Below are 18180 nucleotides of genomic sequence, written 5' to 3' on the forward strand. Positions count from 1 at the left end.
CTCGGCGAACAGGCTCAGGACTAGAAAATAACTAGCGTGTACTCTCCCGTCGGTTCTTACGGGCGAAGGCTGCCGATTGCCAACGGTCGCAATCGCCCCAAAGCGAATACAGTGGGAAAGAGGGGTAGTCTCGCACCTCGCCTAATTAAATCTCAGATGCGGCTAACCGTTCTTTGGAAGGTCATATTGTTGAACGGCATGGTGTGCTCCTTGCTCCAAAAATAAACACAACTACATACAATGGGCGCGAATCCGGTAAGGCTATAGACCGCAGCGAATGTGTGCTTTTGGCAGTTTTCTGCCGGTTACGAAGATCTACACTAGGTCCACTAGTCGCCCGAGAACGGCATACAAGGCCACCTGCTATAGCGTTTACGCTGGATAACAAAAAAGGAAACGCACCATTTCCATGAACACTTCAGAAATCAAGCAACGCCTGGCACGCCCCGCCATAAAATTCAGTGCCGGCGGCTTTCGTCCTCTTGGCACCGACGAAGAAAGCTGGCTGGGCAACGTCTTCCTGTTCCGCCCCGACGAAGGCGTGCCCACCAATCAGGCAGGGCAACAGCTGCTCCCCTATGCACAGTTTTACCTGCCCGCCCTTCCCTTCACCAGCCCGCTACTGAAAGGGATTCGTGTCCTGACGGTTTTTATCTCAAATCCGTTTCCTGAGCATTTTGAGCCCATGGGCAATAACTGGGTGATCCGCGAATATGGTCCGCAGGATGTGTTAATACGCAAAGCGCTGCCGGTGGAGGGCTCATTTCTCAAAGCCTTCCCGCTCAAAGCCCAGGCAGTGCCGCAGGACTTTCCGCTGTGGGATGGCGGTGGCGTGCCGACGGATGTTGAACAAGCAATACTCAAACTGGAACGTGCGGGCGAGATACAGAGCTATTACGACCTGATCACTCACACCTACGAACACAAGATCGGCGGCTACCCGTCGTTCTGCCAGTCGGGGGTGGATCCTGGTGAAGGTTTTGAATTTGTTTTCCAAATTTCGTCAGACGCAAAGATTGGCCTGAATGTGATCGACAGCGGCAGCCTCATGTTCTGGAAGCACATCCAAACCGGCGAATGGGCGCTTTATTATGACTTTTACTGAGGTTTAGAGAGCTCAATGCACGAAAAGGGGACATCTCCTTGAAATAAATCCGTCCCCTTTTCCATGCTGCCGTTCACGTTAAATAAAAAGCACCGGCTTCAAGTATCAATTTTGTTGAACTCGCTGCGCTACGTCGCAAAGCCACCGGCGCAACAACTGGGCTGCCTCACCCAACACCACATCTTTGGCCTGCACCAAATAGTAGCCCTTGCCCGTCTTTAGTACAGAGTCAAAGACAGGTACGAGAAGGCCCCTTTGTACATCTTCCTCAACCAGCCAAGGGCTGGTGAGCACCAAACCTTGATCGCGGCGCGCCGCGTCGATTGCCAGCTCAGACTGATCGAACTTGAGGCTGCTCGAGAAGCTATCGAGGGACATACCGACCGACGATAGCCATTGAGACCAGTGAGCATGAGACGTCGTATAGAGCAACGTTGCTCCCGGCAGACAATTAAGGCTATGCAACTGGAGCCGTTCGCGATAAGCCGGGCTGGAATAGACCCTTACCTCGTCGGGCAATAGCAGTTCTGCGTTCACATCACCGCCAAATCCATCGAAATGTCGCACCGCCAGGTCGTAGGTAGCGTCATTAAAATCCACGGTATCGGTGGATGCGCTCAGGTGCAGGTGCACCTCTGGATGACGCTCCGTGAACAACGGCATCCGCTTTGCGAACCAGGAGCCAGCGAACGCCGGCGGCAGGCTTAACCGTACCTGCCTGTCTCTAAGACCACGGACGGCTAGGTTGGCTGTCTCCAGCTGGCGAAGAGCCGGCTTCACCTGCTCCCAGTAGCTCCGTGCTTGCGCCGTTGGTTGCAGCCTCCGCACACTGCGTACGAACAATGGCGTGCCTAGCCAACCTTCCAGTTTGCGGATCTGTTGCCCTACTGCTCCCGGCGTTACGAACAACTGGCTTGCAGCAGCATTGACGCTGCCAGTGCGCATAACCGCGTCGAAGCAAGCTATAGCCCTTAGGGGCGTGTCAGCTCTCATGACGTAGTTTTTCTCTTCTATAGATCGAAAACACATGATTTGTAGCGGCTTGCGTACTTTCCCACAATCGAATTTCGCCACAGCGCAGAACTAATCTCGATTCTCAAAGGAAAAGCCAATGCCGATTGTCCGGGTAACGTGGTTTGACGATAAATCATCAACGATAAAAGGTGCCGATAAGTGAGGAAGTCAGCAGACGGGGCTGCCACTGTGGTGATGGTGCTGCTCTGCCTCATTTGGGGTGCCCAGCAAGTGGCAATGAAGGCGGTTGCGGGCGACATAGCTCCTATCATGCAGGTCGCTGTTCGCTCCGGAGTCGCTGCAGCCCTGGTCTGGATGATCGGAAAATGGATCATGAGGGAAATGTGGTTATCAGGCGTCTGGTGCCGCTCCGGGTTGGTCGTGGCCATTCTGTTCGCTGGTGAATTTCTGTTCGTCGCGCAAGGGTTACGCTGGACAAGTGCTTCGCATATGGCGGTTTTCCTTTATACGGCTCCCTTATTCGCCGCCATTGGTCTTCACATACGCTTGCCGGAGGAACGTCTTAGTGCGATTCAGTGGTTTGGTATGTCTCTAGCGTTCGCAGGGATTGCCATCACCTTTCTCATGCCACGCGATGGGACAGCCATTCAGAGCACGAACGCAAGTAGCCTTCTGGGCGACCTGCTGGGCTTGTGTGCGGGCGCTACTTGGGGATTTACGACGGTGGCGGTGCGTACCACTCGCCTTAGTGAAGCGCCGGCAACCCAGACCCTGTTTTACCAACTGGCAGGTGCCTTTCTCTTTCTACTGCCTTTGAGCCTGCTGGCAGGCCAAAGCTCGATGACTTTTTCATCCGGCGCAGTCGCCAGCCTGGTTTTCCAGACGCTAATTGTGTCGGTGGCAAGCTACTTGATCTGGTTTTGGATGCTTCGTCGCTATCTCGCTGCACGCCTTGGAGTGCTGGCTTTCATGAGTCCGCTGTTTGGCGTACTGATGGGATATCTGTGGCTCGCAGAGCAGACGAGCTTCGGATTTCTGCTGGGCGCAGGCTTGACCATTGTCGGCCTGCTCGTGGTGAATCTCAGCAAAGCGGTTGAACAGACTGGAGACGAAAGAAGTTACCCGACACCCAAAAATCCCAAGGAGAAGATGCAGTTATGAAGACGTTAATAGTGTTAGCGCATCCAGAACCAAGGTCTTTCAACGCTGCGTTAAAGGACGTAGCTGTCGAAACGCTGCGCGAACTCGGTCAGCAGGTTCAGGTGAGCGATCTTTACGGGATGAATTGGAAGGCTGAGCTGGGCGTGGGTGACTTTCCGGATAGTCGCGCGAATCCTGACTATCTCGATCTTTCCCGCGAGCAGGAACATGCGTTCGCAAACAATTCTCAGACCTACGACGTCAAGGCTGAGCAATCGAAGGTCATGTGGGCTGACTTGGTGATCTTTCAGTTTCCTGTGTGGTGGTTTTCGATGCCGGCCATTCTGAAAGGCTGGGTAGACCGGGTGTTAAGTCGCGGGTTCGCGTACTCATCGGGGCACAAGTATGGATCAGGCCTACTCAAAGGAAAGAGGGCCATGCTCTGTCTGACCACAGGCACCGCCAGCAGTCTTTATACACCTGCTGGCATTGATGGCGACTTGCATCACGTACTTTGGCCCATCCATAACGGCATCCTGGCTTATACAGGTTTCACAGTTCTTCCCCCGTTTGCTGCGTGGATGCCGGCGCAGCTCAGCGATGACGAACGGCAGCAATATCTGAGCTCATATGCCGATTACTTACGAAGCTTGGACGCGGTACAGCCGCTATTTTTTCACCCCCGCGAAGACTATGACGACAACCAGCAGCTGAAACCTGAGATTGAAGCCCGCTCTGGCGTGCAGTGGAATCCACGTGCAGAACAAAGTTTTGAACAGGCTGCATCCCATTTCTCAGGGCATTCCAAGTCCAAAGTCTAACTCTGACAGGAGAGAAACCATTGAAAACGGGAAAAACGGGGTCAGACCACCTTTGTTTTAAATGGAGAGAGCGGGGACAGACCACGGTTATAAAATTGTGGTCTGGCCCCGATTTTCAGACCGCGCTCACAAAGCGACGAGTACCTTGCCTATAACGGATGCCGATTCAAGAGCGAGGTGCGCGTCGGCGATCCTCTCCAGCGGCACACTCATCCCGATATGGGGTACATAGTTGCCACTGGCCAGGCAAGCGTTGATGTCCCTGATCGCGTCGATTTTCGCCGCCAGCGGTACCGAATAAATAAACACGAAGCGCAGCACGCATCCATGCACCATCGCGCTTAACAGCGGCAACGTGAGCGCATCGGTGGCATGTGTCATCGCGTAGGAACTGATGACACCCCCAGGCGCCAGGCATGCAATGTCTATATCCAGGTTCGTCTTCACGTTAACGTCGACGATGCGGTCCACACCCATGTTGCCCGTGCGTGCCTTGACTACCGCGGCAACATCTTCATTTAGACGGTCCAACACTAGATCCGCCCCCGCCGCCCGAGCGACGGCGGCCTGCTCTTCATTCCTGACGGTGGCCGCTACCCACGCGCCCGCCCACTTTGCCAGGAGGATGGCGGCAGTGCCGACCACGCCGGCTCCGCCTTGCACCAGTACATTCCTACCCCGGATGTCGCCATCGGCGAACAGACAACGATGAGCAGTCAAGGCCGGGATGCCGAGTGATGCGCCGACCTCGAAAGATACGTTATCAGGCAGTGGCACAGCCTGCGCCGACGGCACCACGACATAGCCGGCCGCGGTTCCTGTCGGCCTGCCGTATTGCGCTTCATAGATCCATACCCGCTGGCCTACCCGACCAGCCTCTTGCGGATCGCCCACGGCGTCAATGACGCCCGCGCCGTCCTGGTGCGGAATGATCCGCGAGAACGGCATCGCGCAGGAGAACCCGGTGCGGGCCTTGAGGTCGGTTGGGTTCAGTCCCGACACGTGCACCCGCACTCGGACTTCTCCGGGGCCGGGCTGGGGATCAGGGATTTCGGCGACGCAAAACACCTCATGTGCAGGGCCTTGACGCTCATAAAAAGCGGCTTTCATGGATCTGTTCTCCGGCGTGGAAGGCATGCTTGCGTAAGGCACGATTATCGAAATCCAGTATATTTTTTACAAGTAGGCACACTCTTTATACATAAGGGTAAAAAATATACTATTGAGTCTTTATCTGGCCTGAGGCAGCGTCATGGCGCGTGACAAGCTCGATCAATACCGATGCACGGTCGAAATCACCGTCCACATCGCGGGCGGCAAATGGAAGCCGTTGATCATTCACTACCTGCTGAGCGGAACCAAGCGTTTCGGCGAACTGAAAAAGCTGATCGGTGGGGTCACGCAGCGCTCGTTGACGTTGCAGCTGCGCGAGCTTGAGGCAAGCGGCATTGTCAGCCGTGAAGTATTTGCCGAAGTGCCTCCACGGGTGGAGTACACGCTGACGGCGCTCGGAAGCACACTGACTCCGATACTGGAAGCGATGAAGTCCTGGGGCGAACACTACCTGGAGAGCAAGACCCGCAAAGAGGATGGATAAGCGCTGCGAGCAATGGCATTAGGGTTTATACGTTGTGTGCTTAGGCAGTCCAGGCTGTCTTTGGTTATTCGCCCAACAAGGACGCCCTCATTACCGCAGCCATGGACTGACTTGCATTAGCCTTTCAGCTCACTGGCCCGATTGCTCGCCGCATCGTCATAAGCCACATACAGCGACTCGGCAATTTGGCTTTTGATCGCCTTGGTGGACTCCAAACCCAGCACAAAACCCTCGGCTTTTCCGCCAGCACGGTTAAGTTCTTCATGGGTGGAGGCGCCAGTAATAGCGTCAAGCAGCTTGGCGGCATGAGGGCCGACGCCTTTGGGGAGGGAGATCTGGTCGATGGACATTATCGCTACCTTGAAAAATTGAGTTCGGGAGCGAGTGGAACCACTGCCGGGGTTGGCATGGTAGACCTGTTTGCCTTAAAAGGGGTCGCTTTACACGCAGCGGCGCTATTCTTCGCGGCTACGCAATCAGTGTCGGGGCATTGATAAATCTGGAGGGGTTTATGGAGTATTGCGTTGAGGGCTACTGCCTTCGGCCATTGTCATGCGACGATTTCGAGAGGATCAGCCGTTACGAACGCGTCAACCGCAGGCATCTGCAACCCTGGGAGCCGCTCAGGGACGAGGAATATTTCACTACGGGCAGCGCCAGGGCCAGGGTCGAGCAGCAGGTAAACAGTATGCAAGCTGGCAACGCTCTGTTTTTCCTTTTGCTTGAGTCCGAGAGCGGAGAGGTTCTAGCGCGGTGTAACTACTCGAACATCGTAAAGGGGGTTTTTCAGGCCTGTCATCTCGGCTTCTCGCTGGCGGAATCTGCCCAGGGTCGCGGTCTGATGAAAAAGACCCTTCAAGCCACCAACCGCCACTGTTTTGAGCAACTGGGCCTTCACCGGATCATGGCCAATCATTTACCCCGCAATGTGCGAAGTGAACGCCTTCTGGAATCGCTGGGGTTTGAAAAGGAAGGTTATGCGCGAGCCTATTTGAAAATTGCTGGCGCCTGGGAGGACCATACGCTGAGATCACTGATCAACCCTGAACAATAAGCGCGCCACCCACCCCACTCAGGAAAAAAGCCGATGCCCACTGAGCCCCTCTGCCTGGTTTTTGTCCCCGCCCTCGCCGCCGTGCTGACAGCCGCCGAATCGAAAAAAGGCGCCCCCCTCAGCGAAGTCGAAGTTTGCGATATCCGCGACCAAGCCACCTGCATTGCGGTAACCTTCTCCACCGCGCTGGCGATGGAACAAGAGCGGGGTTACCCGGACATCGTTGCCGAGGATTGCTGGAATGAGTGGCAACGTTTGCGCCCCTCGTTGCAACAACCCTCGCTCTGATCAGCCTATCGCCTGACGCCCCAACCCACTCCCAGGATTCCCGGACTTGAAAAAATTACTCTCGCTTGGATGCATCACCCTGGCCTTGAGCGGCTGCACATTCACCGGCGCCAATGAAGTTGCCCCGGGTGAATACATGATCAGCAGCCATGGCAGCATCTTCAACTCCAGGGAAGGCCTGCTGGAAAATATCAACCAGAAAGCCGCAAAGGTCTGCAATGGCAAACCTTATCGCTTGGAAGGTGACGCCGGCGCCAATATGCTGGTGAGCACAACCTCTCATCTGGGCCCGACCCCTACCACCGTTCTGGGCCTGAAAGCCATTTGCGAGGGCGACAAACCATAAGCCCGTTGGAGCCTTTATGCCGCCTGCCTCACGCGATCACGCACGGATTGAACGTCGTCTCATCGCAACCCTGACCGAAGCCTGCGAAATCGCGAAAGCTGAAATCCCGGGCTTCGACTGGTTGACCCACACCGTCGACTACCGCGCCTTCCCCCAAAGCCTGCGCGTGACCTGGGTGTTCGACAGCCGTGCGAGCAAGGAGCACGCGCTCTCCACCGGGGCTGACGCACGCATGCACGAGCTGACCACCGTCGCGCTGAATGACGCAGGCGTGCAGGTCACGCACATGGCCCGTTGCGTCAGTTTCGACTCCGAAGAAGAATGCCACCATCAGCATGGCGGCGATTGGCGCCGGCGATTGGCCAATGTGCGGGCGATCTGAAATCGGCCTTTCACTCCCCCGTTTTACACGTCAACCAGGCCCCCCAGAAAAGGCTGCTGAAGAAACGCGTCGCGTCGCCAAACCCGGCATCGTGCAACAGTTTCTGAACCGCCGCTTCGGAATGTGGAGGGTCGGCGCCTTGGAGGATTTTGCCGAGCTTGGCCTTTACTTCGTCCCCGCTGGCTCCATGCTGGCGCCACCGTTGCCCCCAGGCCGCCAGCAGTAACGGTTGGCTGGCATAAGCATATTGATTGCCCGCGACAATCAGCGGTGCGCCCGGTTTGAGATGCGCCCGGATCGATTGCAGAATCTGGCGCTTGGCCTCATCCCCCTCCAGATGGTGGAGTACACCGATCAAGGTGGCGGCGTCGTATGACGCATCTGCTGGCAGGTCTTCGAGCGGCCCAAGATGCAAGGTGGTTCTTTCAAGCAAGTGGTTTACTTGCAACTGCTGCCTTGCCGCTTCCAGCATCGGCTGGGAGGGATCAACGGCCATGAAGCGCCAGCCCGGCTCGAGCCCGGCCATGGCAATGATCTCCTGCCCCGTACCGCCCGCGCCAACCACGAGTATGTTGGCCGAGGGCGCATCGCCAAGGCTTGCCGCCAGCATGCAGGCTGCCAGATCCTGGCAAGCGTCATACCCCGCCAGGGCGATACGGCTCTGGCGTGCGTATTCACTGGCTCTTGAGGTATCGAATTTTTCAGCAGGGTTGGATGGGGTCGAGTTCAAGGCGGTTCTCCGTGGCCTTGAAGCAACTTACGTCACCCACAGAGATAAGAAAAATTCATTAATTTTATGTGCTGCATTCCCATGGGGAATACACTCCTCAATCCTCAGCCTGTGACAACGGCCGCGCCACCGTTTCCAGCGCCTTGCGTTCCGCCGCCACGCCCCACACCGCCTGCACCAGCGCCGCCGCGCACATCAACCCTGCGCCGATCAAATACCCAATCAGCAAACTCCCGCGTTGCTGGGTCTGTATGAGTTGCCCGAACAACGTCGGGCCGATAATCCCGCCCAGCCCGGTGCCGAAGGCATAAAACACCGCAATCGCCAGTGCGCGTATCTCCAGCGGGAAGGTTTCCGCCACGGTCAAATACGCCGAGCTCGCCGCCGCCGAGGCGAAGAAGAAGATCACCATCCATGCCAGCGCCTGCTGGGTCACATCGAACCAGCCTTGTTGGAACGCGTAGCCGCTCAACGCCAACAGCACGCCGGAGATGGCGTAGGTCATGCTGATCATCACGCGGCGGCCGATCACGTCGAACAAGCGCCCCAGCAGCAGCGGGCCGCAGAAGTTGCCGAGGGCCAGTGGCAGCACGTACCAGCCGACTTTTTCGGCAGGGACTTGGTAGAAGTCCGTGAGCACCAGGGCGTAAGTGAAGAAGATCGCGTTGTAGAAGAACGCCTGGGCGGTGAGCAGGGTCATGCCGACCAGGGCGCGGCGACGGTAGCTGACGAACAGAGTGTGGAAGATCTCGCCCAGGGGCGTGTGGTCGCGGGCATGCAGGCGTAGCGCCGGGCCAGTGACGGCGGGCAGCGTGTGGCCGGTGTCACGCAGGCGCGCTTCGATGCCTTCGACGATGCGCCGGGCTTCGTCGTGCCGGCCATGGATCATCAGCCAACGCGGGCTCTCCGGCAGCCACAGGCGCATCACCAGGATGATCAAGCCCAGGGCGGCGCCGATGCCGAAGCACAGGCGCCAGCCAAGGTCGCCGCCGACCACTTGAGGGTCGAGCAGCACAATCGCGCCGCCGGCACCGAGGGCCGCGCCGAGCCAGAACGTGCCGTTGATGGTGAGGTCGACCCAGCCACGAAAGCGCGCCGGGGTGAATTCCTGGATGGTCGAGTTGATCGCGGTGTACTCGCCACCGATGCCCATGCCGGTCAGGAAGCGGAACAGCAGGAAAGTTTCCAGGCTGAAGGAAAATGCCGTGGCGGCGGTGGCGCCGATGTACAGCCACAGGGTGATAAAGAACAGCTTGCGCCGGCCCAGGCGGTCGGTGAGCCAGCCAAACAGCAGGGCCCCAAGCACGGCGCCGGCGATGTAGACGCCGCCGGCCAGGCCGATATCGAAGTTGCTCATGCGCAGCTCGGGGCTGTTCTTCAAGGCGCCAGAGACCGAGCCGGCCAGGGTCACTTCCAGGCCGTCGAGCAGCCAGGTGATGCCCAGGGCAAACACCAGCAAAGTGTGGAAGCGGCCCCAGGGCAGGCGATCGAGACGTGCGGGCAGGTCGGTTTCGAAGACCGTGCCCATTTCGCTTTTGAGTGCCTGTTGTCGGGTCATTGCCACATCCATCCTGTGCACTGCTCCTTCGTTATGAGTCAGCCCGCGCAGTGGGAGTTCAGTTGCGCAGGCTGAACGAAGCAGGCCCTGATACAGTCGGAACAGCAGGCCATAAAGGCAAGGAACCCTGCTCATGTCGTTACGCTGCGCCGCCCTCCTCAGCTTGTTCACCTTGACTGCCAGCTCGTATGCCGCAGCCCAGGAGCCATTGCGCCTGGAAAACCTCACGCGGTGTGGCGACCTGCTGGACAACCGTCAGCAGCACTGGTGCCTGACCGTGCGCGGCCTCGGCGCTGCCACCCCGCGGCTGAAACTGGCGGGCCAGGCATTGCCAGCGAAGGCCGTCCAGCACGACGGCAACCAGTTACGCCTGCACCTGGACAGCGCCGCCTACCAGAGCGGCCCGCTGTGGCTGGAAGACGGCCCGCGCGCCAGCAACGCCGCATGGCTAAGCCTGCGCCACAGCCAGGTGGTCGCCGCCGGGCCAAGTGAAGTCGCCAGGAACATGGATGGGTTGACCACCTATGTCGACCTGGTCAGCGTATTGATTGAAGAAGACCACGAAGGTCGCCAGGAAGCCGAGCGCCTGGCGCGCAAGTACGGCGCAACCGTAGTGGGCAGCATTGCGCCGCTGAACGTCTACCAACTGCGCCTGCCGGCCAAGGACCTGGTGCAACGCGATGCACTGGTGCTGCGCCTGGGCAGCGAGACCAGCGTGGATGCGGTGGTCATCGAAGAGTCCGCAGCCGAAGAAGCCGAACAGGCCCGCCCTGAAAAGCCAAACAAGCCGGCGCCAGACTCTGACGAGTGGGCCGCCAACCGCTTTCTTGACGCCGTGGCTTACTACCAGCGACGCATCCCCGGGCGGCACACGCCTATAGCGCCGCAACCGGTGCGCATCGGCGTGATCGAACGCGGGGTGGATTTCGACACCGCGGATTTTGTCGACTACCTCGGCCCCTGCTCGCCCAAGCGCACCTGCGTGTATGCCCGCGATACGCAGGCGCCGGACAGCCATGGCACCACGGTCGCCGGCATACTCGCGGCAGGCTGGAATAATGGCGGCAATAGCGGCTTTCTGCGCGGGTTGGACAAGGCCAGCGGCGGCTTCGAGGTGATTGTCGACCGCAACTCTGATGCCGGCATTACCGCCAACATCGCCGCGTCAGTCAACCTGGTGGAAGACGGCGTGCGCGTGCTCAATTGGAGCTGGGGCATTCATCGCGTCGGCACCAAGGACGTCAATGGCAACGACGTCGATTCCCTGGTGCGCTCGGGCATCGCCATGAGCGGCTATGAAGAATTGCTCGAAGAGTTTTTCCTGTGGCTGCGCAAGGAGCATCCCGACGTGATCGTGGTGAACTCCGCCGGCAATGGCTCGGCGTTTTCGGGCAGTGACGACTACCGCCTGCCCTCCTCCTTCATCACCGAACAATTGCTGGTGGTCGGCGCACACCAGCGCAACCAGCGCACCGGCATTGCCGTTAAAGACCCGGCTTACGCCGTCACACGCAGCTCTTCGAATGTCGACATGCGCGTGGACATCACCGCCGCCGCCTGCGCCCATGCCTCCACTGCCACTGCCACGGCCGACGAGGAAGGCGCGGTGCATTGCGGCACCTCCTACGCCACACCGATGGTCGCAGGCCTGCTGGCAGCGATGCTGTCGATCAACCCGCAACTGGAACCCGAACAACTGCGCATGCTGCTACGCCGCAGCGCCATGGCGATTGGCGACAAGCATGATTTCGAACGCAGCGATGCCCAGGACCTCACCGCGCCCATCCTGCCGTCAGAGCGCAGCTACCAACTCAATGACAAGGACGTGGGTCGTTCGGCACGGCTGGATATGCAAAAGGCGTTGGACCTGGCGGTGCAGAGTCGTACGCGGGTGCGCTGAGGTTGCAGGATCGTACAAGCCTGCTGACCGCTTGCCTGGGTAGTCTGGCCTTCTCATCGACAGGAAGATCCCGCATGACTCAATCACAGCCTGTAAATCTCGCACAAAAGGCCTCGCTCATCGACCAGCAATGGAGCCCAAGGGTGGTCGCCGAAATGAACGACTACCAGTTCAAGGTGGTGCGCATCGAAGGCGAATTCATCTGGCACTCGCACCCGGAAACCGACGAGGCCTTCCTGGTGCTCGAAGGCACGCTGCGCATCGACCTTCCGGAAGGCCCTGTGTACGTGGCGCCGGGTGAGTTGTATGTGGTGCCGCGCGGCATTGAGCACAGAACGGCAGCCGAGGGAGAAGCCAAGCTGATGATGATCGAGCCCAGGGGCGTCCTGAATACCGGGCATGAGGGTGGTGAGCGTACGGCTTTGAATGACCAGTGGATTTGAGCGTTGAGGCGCATGGGTATCTAGATAACTTTGAGTAGGCCGCTGGGCTCTGTGGGAGGGGCGTACCCGAGGTTGTGTCTATACCTATCACCGCCGCCTTATCGCCTTAGAACCTGCACACTCGCAAATGTCGGCTCGTCGCGCGCTTGCTCCAACGTGTTCTTGGGCCGTTCCGGTACTGGGGATGGCGTCACCGGCCGCACTGCGGCGGGCGGGTGCAGGCGCATGTCCAAGCGTTCGTCACTGGGCGCCACGCCGAAAAAATCCCGGTAGCACTTGGAGAAGTGCGGCGTGGACACGAAGCCACAGATCACCGCCAGCTCGACGATCGAAATCGGCGTCTGCATCAGTAATTGGCGCGCACGGGTCAGGCGCAGCTTGAGGTAGTAGCGCGACGGCGTGCAGTACAGGTACTTCTGGAACATGCGCTCCAACTGGCGGCGGGACACTTGCACATAGGCCGCCAGGTCGTCGAGGTCGATGGGCTCTTCCAGGTTGGCTTCCATCAAGGCCACCACTTCCTGCAGCTTCGGCTGTTGGGTGCCAAGCAGGTGTTTGAGCGGTACGCGTTGGTGGTCGCGTTCATTGCGAATGCGCTCGTACACGAACATCTGCGAAATCGCCGCCGATAGCTCATGCCCGTGGTCGCGGCCGATCAGGTGCAGCATCATATCCAGCGGGGCGGTGCCGCCGGAGCTGGTAAAGCGGTTGCCATCGAGGGTGAAGACGCTGGAGCTGACCCGCACGCGGCTGAACGCCTCCTGCATCGACGCCATCAGCTCCCAATGCACGCTGCACTGGAAACCGTCGAGCAAACCCGCCTGGGCCAGCGCCCAACTGCCGGTGCACACCGCACCGAGGCGCTTGCAATACAAGCGCGCCTGGCTGCGCAGCCAGGCAATGTGGGCAGGGCTGATAACCTGCTGAATGCCGATGCCACCGCACACGATCACCGCGTCGAAGCCACGTTGATCCAACGCACACGCGTCCGGTGTGACCGACACGCCATCGCTGGCCCACACCGGCCGGCCGTCGAGGCTCAGGGTCTGCCAACGGTAGAGTTCTTCGCCGGCCAATTGGTTGGCCATGCGCAGCGGCTCGACCGCACACGACAGCGATATCAGCGTGAATTGGTCCAGCAGCAAAAAGCCGATGGTCTGGCAAACCGGCGCGTCAGCGTCCATCACGGCGATTCTCCACGCGGGTTCAGGACTGTTCCAGCGCAACCGGCTTGGTCGCCCGATTGTGCTGGCGCGCCGTGACCAGGCCGATGAAGGAAATCACCAACGCCAGGCCAATGGTCGAAGACACTTCGGTGCGATGTTCCGGCGTCACCATCATCACCCCCAACGCCAGGCAGATGAACACGATCACCAGGTAAGTCAGCCAGGGAAACAGCCACATGCGGAAGGTCAACTCGATGTTCTGTCGAAGCAGCAACCGACGCATGCGCAGTTGCGAGATCGCGATCACCAGGTACACCAACAACGCAATGGCCCCGGAGCTGGCGAGCAAGAATTGGAACAACCCCGCCGGCATGAAATAGCTCAGCAGCGTGATGCCCGCGCCGATGATAGTGCTGGCGATCACCGCCGCCCTGGGCACACCCGCCGCCGAGGTGATTTTCAGCGCGCGTGGCGCATCGCCGCGTTTGCCCAGGGAGAACAGCATGCGCGAGGAAATGTAGATCGAGGAGTTCATGCAACTGGCCACCGCAATCAACACCACCACGTCGACCATGAACTTGGCATTGGGGATATTCATCAGCTCCAGTGCGCGCTGATAGGAGCCCACGGACGCCAGCAGCGGGTCGTTCCAGGGCACCACGGAAATAACGATGGAGATCGACAACAGGTAGAACACACCGATGCGCCAGATCACCGAGCGTGTGGCCTTGGCGATGTTCTGCGCCGGGTTGCTCGATTCCGCTGCGGCGATGGTCACCGCTTCGGTGCCGATGAAACTGAACATGATGGTGATGAACGCGCCCACCACCGCCGACAGGCCGTTGGGGGCAAAACCACCGTGCTCCTCCATCAAGCGACTCAAGCCGCTGGCTTCACGATCCGGGATCCAGCCCATCAGCACGCTGAAACCCAGGCCAATAAAGCCGACGATGGCAATCACTTTGGCCATCGCGAACCAGAACTCGAACTCGCCGTATTTGGCGACGCTGAACAGGTTGGTGATCACCAGCAGGATGATCGAGAGCAAGGCGAACAGCCAGGCATCGATCTGGGGGAACCACTGGTTGAGCACATGCCCGGCGGCCAGCGCTTCAATGGGGATCACCAGCACCCAAAACCACCAGTACAACCAACCGATGGTGAACCCGGCCCAACGGCCGATGGCCTGGTCGGCGTAGGTGGAAAACGAGCCGGTGTCGGGGCGTGCCACCGCCATTTCCCCGAGCATACGCATCACCAGCACCACCAGCAGGCCGGAGAACAGATACGCCAGCAACACCGCCGGCCCGGCGGCGGCGATGGCGTGTCCGGAGCCGACAAACAGCCCCGCGCCGATAATGCCGGCGATGGACAACATGGTCACGTGGCGGGGCTTGAAGCCTTGCGCCAGCTGACCGTTGGAATCGTTGGGAGTCAGGCTAATCATTGTTTTTGTTGTGCTCAGGCGGCCAATGACCCTCACCTTAAGTGCGCGGGGCCCGGTACAAGTAGCCTGGTTACGCCATCATCGAGTCTGATATCGACATTGGTCATGGCGGTGCACGGGTTTACCGAGCGTCACGCCTAACTCTTGAACGCTGCGTATGAGCGAGCCAAACAGCTCCCCACGCGGCATCTTGTCCAGTGGGATATCGGCATTCTCGAACCACTCCTGGCCGGCTTCCGGATGCGGCCCGCTCAGCACCACAACGCCTTTCTGGTAGGCATAGCGCGCCGCTGCTACATCGCCATTGCGGTAAGTGGCGAGGGTCTTGTAGGGCGCGGCGGCACTGGCCTTGGGAAAGTACGGGCCGTCCTGATAGAACACATGATCAGCCTGGCCGTCCCACGTCACCCGCACAGCAGCGTCGTCGATACCGGTCACTTCAAAACCGGGGCGGCCGGCTTCGGTGTCGAGTGACTGCGGGATGAGCCCGAGGTTATCGTCATCTGCCAGGTAGGCCCCCATGCACAGACCGAGGTAGCGGTCACCCTTGGCGACATAGTCGCGGATGGCCTCGGCACGCTCATCACCGAGACTGTCGAGGGCGCCGGGGATGTCCTGGCCGCCGCCGGGTTGTACGTAGAGGTCGTAGCGGGCCAGGGTGTGTGGGGTGATGTCGATGGGTTCGTCGGCGCCGACGAAGTCGATCTGGTAATTCGGGTTGAGACGCTGCAAGGCGGTTTTCACGTTTTCCGAGCAGTCCGCGCAACCCGCAGGGCCACGGTAGATGGCGACATGGGTGATGGGAGTTGCGCCGTGTACGGGTAACGGATGCAGCGTAGCGAAGGCGAGCAACGTGGCAGCGATGGCGGGCAGTTTCATGGGGTAGGCTCAACGGTCAGTTGGTTTGATCCAGACGTCGCAGCGCCAAGCCTATAACCGTGAGCCTTTTGAAGTGGTGAAGAGTTGTAAATTCACGTGGGCCATTCATCCATTTCCCAGCATCTGCCACAACGACGCGCCCACGCCGGTAATGCTCTCACCGGCGATCAGCCCCGCCGCCGCTGTGATCGCGAAGCGTTGCGTCACGCTCGGCCAGCGACAACTCACCGCCCAGGTGATCACCGCGCCCAGGGCCATCATCAGCGACACCGAGGCGGGCAGGACAAAGGCCAGGCCCAAGGCTGCCGCGCTCGGCAGATAGCGAGCGCGATGGGCCGGTAGCATGCTGTCGAGCAGGCCCAGCAGTACGCCGAACAGGCTGGCAATGCCGATGGCCCAGCGGATGCTCGGCGACAATGAATCCAGGCCATGGGTCAGGGTCTGGGCCACGGCTTTCCAGGTGGCGACCGCTGGGGCCGGCCACTCTTCGGTGAGCAGCATGGCTTGAGGGTCGGGAATCAACGCCAGGTAAGCGAACACGCCGACGATGCTGCCGACGAAAATCCCCAGGATCTGGGCAATCACTTGCTTGTGCGGTGTGGCGCCAATCGCCTTGCCCACTTTGAAGTCATTCATCAAGTCGGTGCATTGCCCCGCCGAACCGCCGGCGGTGTTGGCGCTCATCAGGTTGATCGGCACCTGGCCGGGCGCAACGATACCAAAACTGAGCTGGGACAGTTGCCCGATGGCGCCAATCGGTGGAATGCCAGTGGCCCCCACTACCCGCGCCGCCACAGCGGCCAGGCAGATCGCAAGGGGAATGGTCAGCAGCGCCATCCCCAGGTTGATGCCGAACAGCAACGCCTGCAGGCTCACCACCAGCACGATCGCCAGGGCAAAGCCGGCGGCAGGCCCAGGTTTGGGAACCGTCCACGGCGTACCGCCAGCGGCCCGGGTTGAGCGGTGCAATGCCCACAGGCGAATCGCCAGGGACGCCAGGGTGGAACACACCATCAGGCTCACCCCCGGCCACAACAGCCATTCCACCAACACCGCAAACTGCGGGCCGCTGCTGCCGGCTGGCAGGCTCACCAGCCCGTTCGCCAACAGCCACGGGCCCAGCCCACCCCATGCCAGCAAAGCGCCGAGCAGCAGGGTCAGGCCCACGCGAATGCCGATAATGCCGCCAAACCCCAGCAACAGCAGCGAAGGGTCTGCGGTGAAGGTCAGGCGCTCCAACTGGGCACTTGGCGACCAACGCGGGAAGGCCCACATAAAGGTATCCACCCACTTGACCAGCCCCGACAACAACGCCGCGCCGAGCAGCACTTTCAAGCGCGTTGCGGCTTCGCGGCCGTGGTTGTAGATGTGCAGCAGGGTCTCCAGGGTGGCCATACCTTCGGGAAATTTCAGTGCCTTGTCATTGAGCAATGAAGGCCGCAGGTACCACGCGATCCAGATCCCCAGGAAGCTCACCGAAAACACCCAGGCGATCATCGGCAGCGCGGCCAGTTGGTTGCCTGTGAGCAAGGTATAAGCCGGGATGGGCGCGACCAGCCCACCGGAGATGATCGACGCGGCGGCCGAGGCTACGGTCTGGTTGATATTGCTTTCGTGCAGGGTCCACGGCAGGTGCTCGCCGGAACGCCGGACCAGGCCCTGCCAGATTCCGTAGCCGATCAGCAGGGCGATGATCGACATATTGAACGACCAGCCGATCTTCAAGCCTGCGTAAACATTGGAGGGGGTCAGCAGGATCCCCAGTAAGATCCCGGTGATGACCGCCCGCAGGCTCAGTTCGCGTTCTACGGGGGCGGTTGCCGAGGTGGAGTGCATGCAGATTCCTTTCGAGAAAAACCAGTGCCGCCTTTTAAGTGAGCGCTGGGAGACTCGAAGGTTCACCTGCCGTACCTGGGTCTAAGGATGTAAATGTGGGAGGGGGCTTGCCCCCGATAGCCATGGGTATCTACACAACTCTGACGTAGCAACTATCAGTAACCACGATGCGAAGCGAGCCGCTCTTGATCTTGATCTGCTTTTGATCTTGATCTTAGGCGCCCCGTTAAACCACGCTGGCCGGAATTCGACAGGGATTTGGGGGGTAAACCGGCAGGGATGCCGGTTTAGCCGCCCCGCGCCATGGATGGCGCGTGGCGGCGGCCCCCCAAATCCCTGTCGGATTACGGGCACACCGAGCCTCGGCGAGGTGCCGAGTGGTGGGGCCCCCGGTGTCAGGATAGTTGTCGCCTCTCCTGGTTTACCCCCAAAAGCATACCGAGGGCGGAAAGAGACAGCTTGTGAAGTACTATTCACCCGAACGTAAAGCCGCATTGCTCAAGATGCTGCTTC

19 protein-coding genes are annotated in these 18180 nt (G+C 59.7%); 10 read left to right on the plus strand and 9 right to left on the minus strand.

The features are described from left to right. Positions 1-409: 409 nt before the first annotated feature. On the plus strand, positions 410-1105 hold the full coding sequence (locus TU73_RS26955) for a DUF1963 domain-containing protein (protein ID WP_057014710.1): 696 nt from the start codon (positions 410-412) through the stop codon (positions 1103-1105). A 105-nt stretch (positions 1106-1210) separates the two neighbouring features. Here TU73_RS26955 and TU73_RS26960 read toward each other — a convergent pair whose 3' ends face one another. Then, positions 1211-2134 carry a LysR substrate-binding domain-containing protein gene (locus tag TU73_RS26960; protein ID WP_057014711.1) on the minus strand — a complete coding sequence of 308 codons (924 nt, stop codon included), beginning with the start codon at positions 2132-2134 and terminating at the stop codon, positions 1211-1213. 180 nt (positions 2135-2314) lie between these two features. Between TU73_RS26960 and TU73_RS26965 the strand changes: the two genes are divergently transcribed. Next, entirely contained in the window at positions 2315-3241 is a 927-nt protein-coding gene (locus TU73_RS26965) for a DMT family transporter (RefSeq protein WP_231984838.1), read from the plus strand. After that, positions 3238-4041, plus strand: coding sequence for an NAD(P)H-dependent oxidoreductase (locus TU73_RS26970; RefSeq protein WP_057014713.1), 804 nt, complete (start codon positions 3238-3240; stop codon positions 4039-4041). The genes TU73_RS26965 and TU73_RS26970 overlap by 4 nt, the downstream gene beginning before the upstream one ends. A 126-nt stretch (positions 4042-4167) precedes the next feature. Here the strand turns inward: TU73_RS26970 and TU73_RS26975 are convergent, their stop codons facing one another. Beyond that, positions 4168-5151 (minus strand): NADPH:quinone reductase, encoded by a 984-nt coding sequence (locus TU73_RS26975; protein WP_057014714.1) that lies wholly within the window; start codon positions 5149-5151, stop codon positions 4168-4170. A 142-nt stretch (positions 5152-5293) separates the two neighbouring features. On the opposite strand from TU73_RS26975, the gene TU73_RS26980 reads away from it, so the two are divergent. Beyond that, entirely contained in the window at positions 5294-5638 is a 345-nt protein-coding gene (locus TU73_RS26980) for a winged helix-turn-helix transcriptional regulator (protein ID WP_057014715.1), read from the plus strand. A gap of 116 nt (positions 5639-5754) precedes the next feature. Here TU73_RS26980 and TU73_RS26985 read toward each other — a convergent pair whose 3' ends face one another. Further along, positions 5755-5988, minus strand: a complete 234-nt coding sequence (locus TU73_RS26985) for a hypothetical protein (RefSeq protein WP_057014716.1) — start codon at positions 5986-5988, stop codon at positions 5755-5757. A 161-nt stretch (positions 5989-6149) separates the two neighbouring features. Between TU73_RS26985 and TU73_RS26990 the strand changes: the two genes are divergently transcribed. Genes TU73_RS26990 through TU73_RS27005 form a run of 4 tightly spaced genes read left to right on the plus strand, consistent with a single transcriptional unit; the run spans position 6150 to position 7708 of the window. Further along, the gene (locus TU73_RS26990) at positions 6150-6692 is read left to right on the plus strand and encodes a GNAT family N-acetyltransferase (protein ID WP_057014717.1); all 543 of its coding nucleotides are present in this window, start codon (positions 6150-6152) and stop codon (positions 6690-6692) included. A gap of 33 nt (positions 6693-6725) precedes the next feature. Beyond that, positions 6726-6980, plus strand: a complete 255-nt coding sequence (locus TU73_RS26995; protein ID WP_057014718.1) for a hypothetical protein — start codon at positions 6726-6728, stop codon at positions 6978-6980. Positions 6981-7026: 46 nt separating this feature from the next. Next, entirely contained in the window at positions 7027-7326 is a 300-nt protein-coding gene (locus TU73_RS27000; protein WP_057014719.1) for an META domain-containing protein, read from the plus strand. Positions 7327-7342: 16 nt separating this feature from the next. Next, positions 7343-7708 (plus strand): hypothetical protein, encoded by a 366-nt coding sequence (locus TU73_RS27005; RefSeq protein ID WP_057014720.1) that lies wholly within the window; start codon positions 7343-7345, stop codon positions 7706-7708. Between the two features lie 10 nt (positions 7709-7718). Here TU73_RS27005 and TU73_RS27010 read toward each other — a convergent pair whose 3' ends face one another. Then, complete coding sequence (locus tag TU73_RS27010) at positions 7719-8438, minus strand: class I SAM-dependent methyltransferase (protein ID WP_057014721.1); 720 nt, start codon at positions 8436-8438, stop codon at positions 7719-7721. A 97-nt stretch (positions 8439-8535) separates the two neighbouring features. Next, positions 8536-9996 (minus strand): MFS transporter, encoded by a 1461-nt coding sequence (locus tag TU73_RS27015; RefSeq protein WP_057014728.1) that lies wholly within the window; start codon positions 9994-9996, stop codon positions 8536-8538. A gap of 133 nt (positions 9997-10129) precedes the next feature. Here TU73_RS27015 and TU73_RS27020 point away from each other — a divergent pair, with 133 nt between their 5' ends. Further along, the gene (locus TU73_RS27020) at positions 10130-11896 is read left to right on the plus strand and encodes a S8/S53 family peptidase (protein WP_057014722.1); all 1767 of its coding nucleotides are present in this window, start codon (positions 10130-10132) and stop codon (positions 11894-11896) included. Between the two features lie 74 nt (positions 11897-11970). Continuing rightward, positions 11971-12339 (plus strand): cupin domain-containing protein, encoded by a 369-nt coding sequence (locus TU73_RS27025; protein ID WP_057014723.1) that lies wholly within the window; start codon positions 11971-11973, stop codon positions 12337-12339. Positions 12340-12437: 98 nt separating this feature from the next. Here the strand turns inward: TU73_RS27025 and gbdR are convergent, their stop codons facing one another. From gbdR to TU73_RS27045, 4 genes are all read right to left on the minus strand, one after another. Further along, positions 12438-13523: a choline metabolism transcriptional regulator GbdR gene (gene gbdR, locus TU73_RS27030; protein ID WP_057014724.1), complete on the minus strand. Its 1086-nt coding sequence runs from the start codon at positions 13521-13523 to the stop codon at positions 12438-12440. A gap of 22 nt (positions 13524-13545) precedes the next feature. After that, positions 13546-14952: an amino acid permease gene (locus TU73_RS27035; RefSeq protein ID WP_057014725.1), complete on the minus strand. Its 1407-nt coding sequence runs from the start codon at positions 14950-14952 to the stop codon at positions 13546-13548. 78 nt (positions 14953-15030) lie between these two features. Further along, positions 15031-15831: a BPL-N domain-containing protein gene (locus tag TU73_RS27040; protein WP_231984776.1), complete on the minus strand. Its 801-nt coding sequence runs from the start codon at positions 15829-15831 to the stop codon at positions 15031-15033. 105 nt (positions 15832-15936) lie between these two features. Beyond that, positions 15937-17667 carry an OPT family oligopeptide transporter gene (locus TU73_RS27045; protein WP_057014726.1) on the minus strand — a complete coding sequence of 577 codons (1731 nt, stop codon included), beginning with the start codon at positions 17665-17667 and terminating at the stop codon, positions 15937-15939. Positions 17668-18180: the final 513 nt, after the last annotated feature.

This window comes from Pseudomonas libanensis (genome assembly GCF_001439685.1).
GTDB lineage: Bacteria > Pseudomonadota > Gammaproteobacteria > Pseudomonadales > Pseudomonadaceae > Aquipseudomonas > Aquipseudomonas libanensis.

Bases quoted from the DNA above. Each gene is read 5' to 3' on its own strand.
- TU73_RS26955 (WP_057014710.1), top strand. From the start codon at position 410: ATGAACACTTCAGAAATCAAGCAACGCCTGGCACGCCCCGCCATAAAA.
- TU73_RS26960 (WP_057014711.1), bottom strand. From the start codon at position 2,134: ATGTGTTTTCGATCTATAGAAGAGAAAAACTACGTCATGAGAGCTGAC.
- TU73_RS26965 (WP_231984838.1), top strand. From the start codon at position 2,315: ATGGTGCTGCTCTGCCTCATTTGGGGTGCCCAGCAAGTGGCAATGAAG.
- TU73_RS26970 (WP_057014713.1), top strand. From the start codon at position 3,238: ATGAAGACGTTAATAGTGTTAGCGCATCCAGAACCAAGGTCTTTCAAC.
- TU73_RS26975 (WP_057014714.1), bottom strand. From the start codon at position 5,151: ATGAAAGCCGCTTTTTATGAGCGTCAAGGCCCTGCACATGAGGTGTTT.
- TU73_RS26980 (WP_057014715.1), top strand. From the start codon at position 5,294: ATGGCGCGTGACAAGCTCGATCAATACCGATGCACGGTCGAAATCACC.
- TU73_RS26985 (WP_057014716.1), bottom strand. From the start codon at position 5,988: ATGTCCATCGACCAGATCTCCCTCCCCAAAGGCGTCGGCCCTCATGCC.
- TU73_RS26990 (WP_057014717.1), top strand. From the start codon at position 6,150: ATGGAGTATTGCGTTGAGGGCTACTGCCTTCGGCCATTGTCATGCGAC.
- TU73_RS26995 (WP_057014718.1), top strand. From the start codon at position 6,726: ATGCCCACTGAGCCCCTCTGCCTGGTTTTTGTCCCCGCCCTCGCCGCC.
- TU73_RS27005 (WP_057014720.1), top strand. From the start codon at position 7,343: ATGCCGCCTGCCTCACGCGATCACGCACGGATTGAACGTCGTCTCATC.
- TU73_RS27015 (WP_057014728.1), bottom strand. From the start codon at position 9,996: ATGACCCGACAACAGGCACTCAAAAGCGAAATGGGCACGGTCTTCGAA.
- TU73_RS27020 (WP_057014722.1), top strand. From the start codon at position 10,130: ATGTCGTTACGCTGCGCCGCCCTCCTCAGCTTGTTCACCTTGACTGCC.
- TU73_RS27025 (WP_057014723.1), top strand. From the start codon at position 11,971: ATGACTCAATCACAGCCTGTAAATCTCGCACAAAAGGCCTCGCTCATC.
- gbdR (WP_057014724.1), bottom strand. From the start codon at position 13,523: ATGGACGCTGACGCGCCGGTTTGCCAGACCATCGGCTTTTTGCTGCTG.
- TU73_RS27035 (WP_057014725.1), bottom strand. From the start codon at position 14,952: ATGATTAGCCTGACTCCCAACGATTCCAACGGTCAGCTGGCGCAAGGC.
- TU73_RS27040 (WP_231984776.1), bottom strand. From the start codon at position 15,831: ATGAAACTGCCCGCCATCGCTGCCACGTTGCTCGCCTTCGCTACGCTG.
- TU73_RS27045 (WP_057014726.1), bottom strand. From the start codon at position 17,667: ATGCACTCCACCTCGGCAACCGCCCCCGTAGAACGCGAACTGAGCCTG.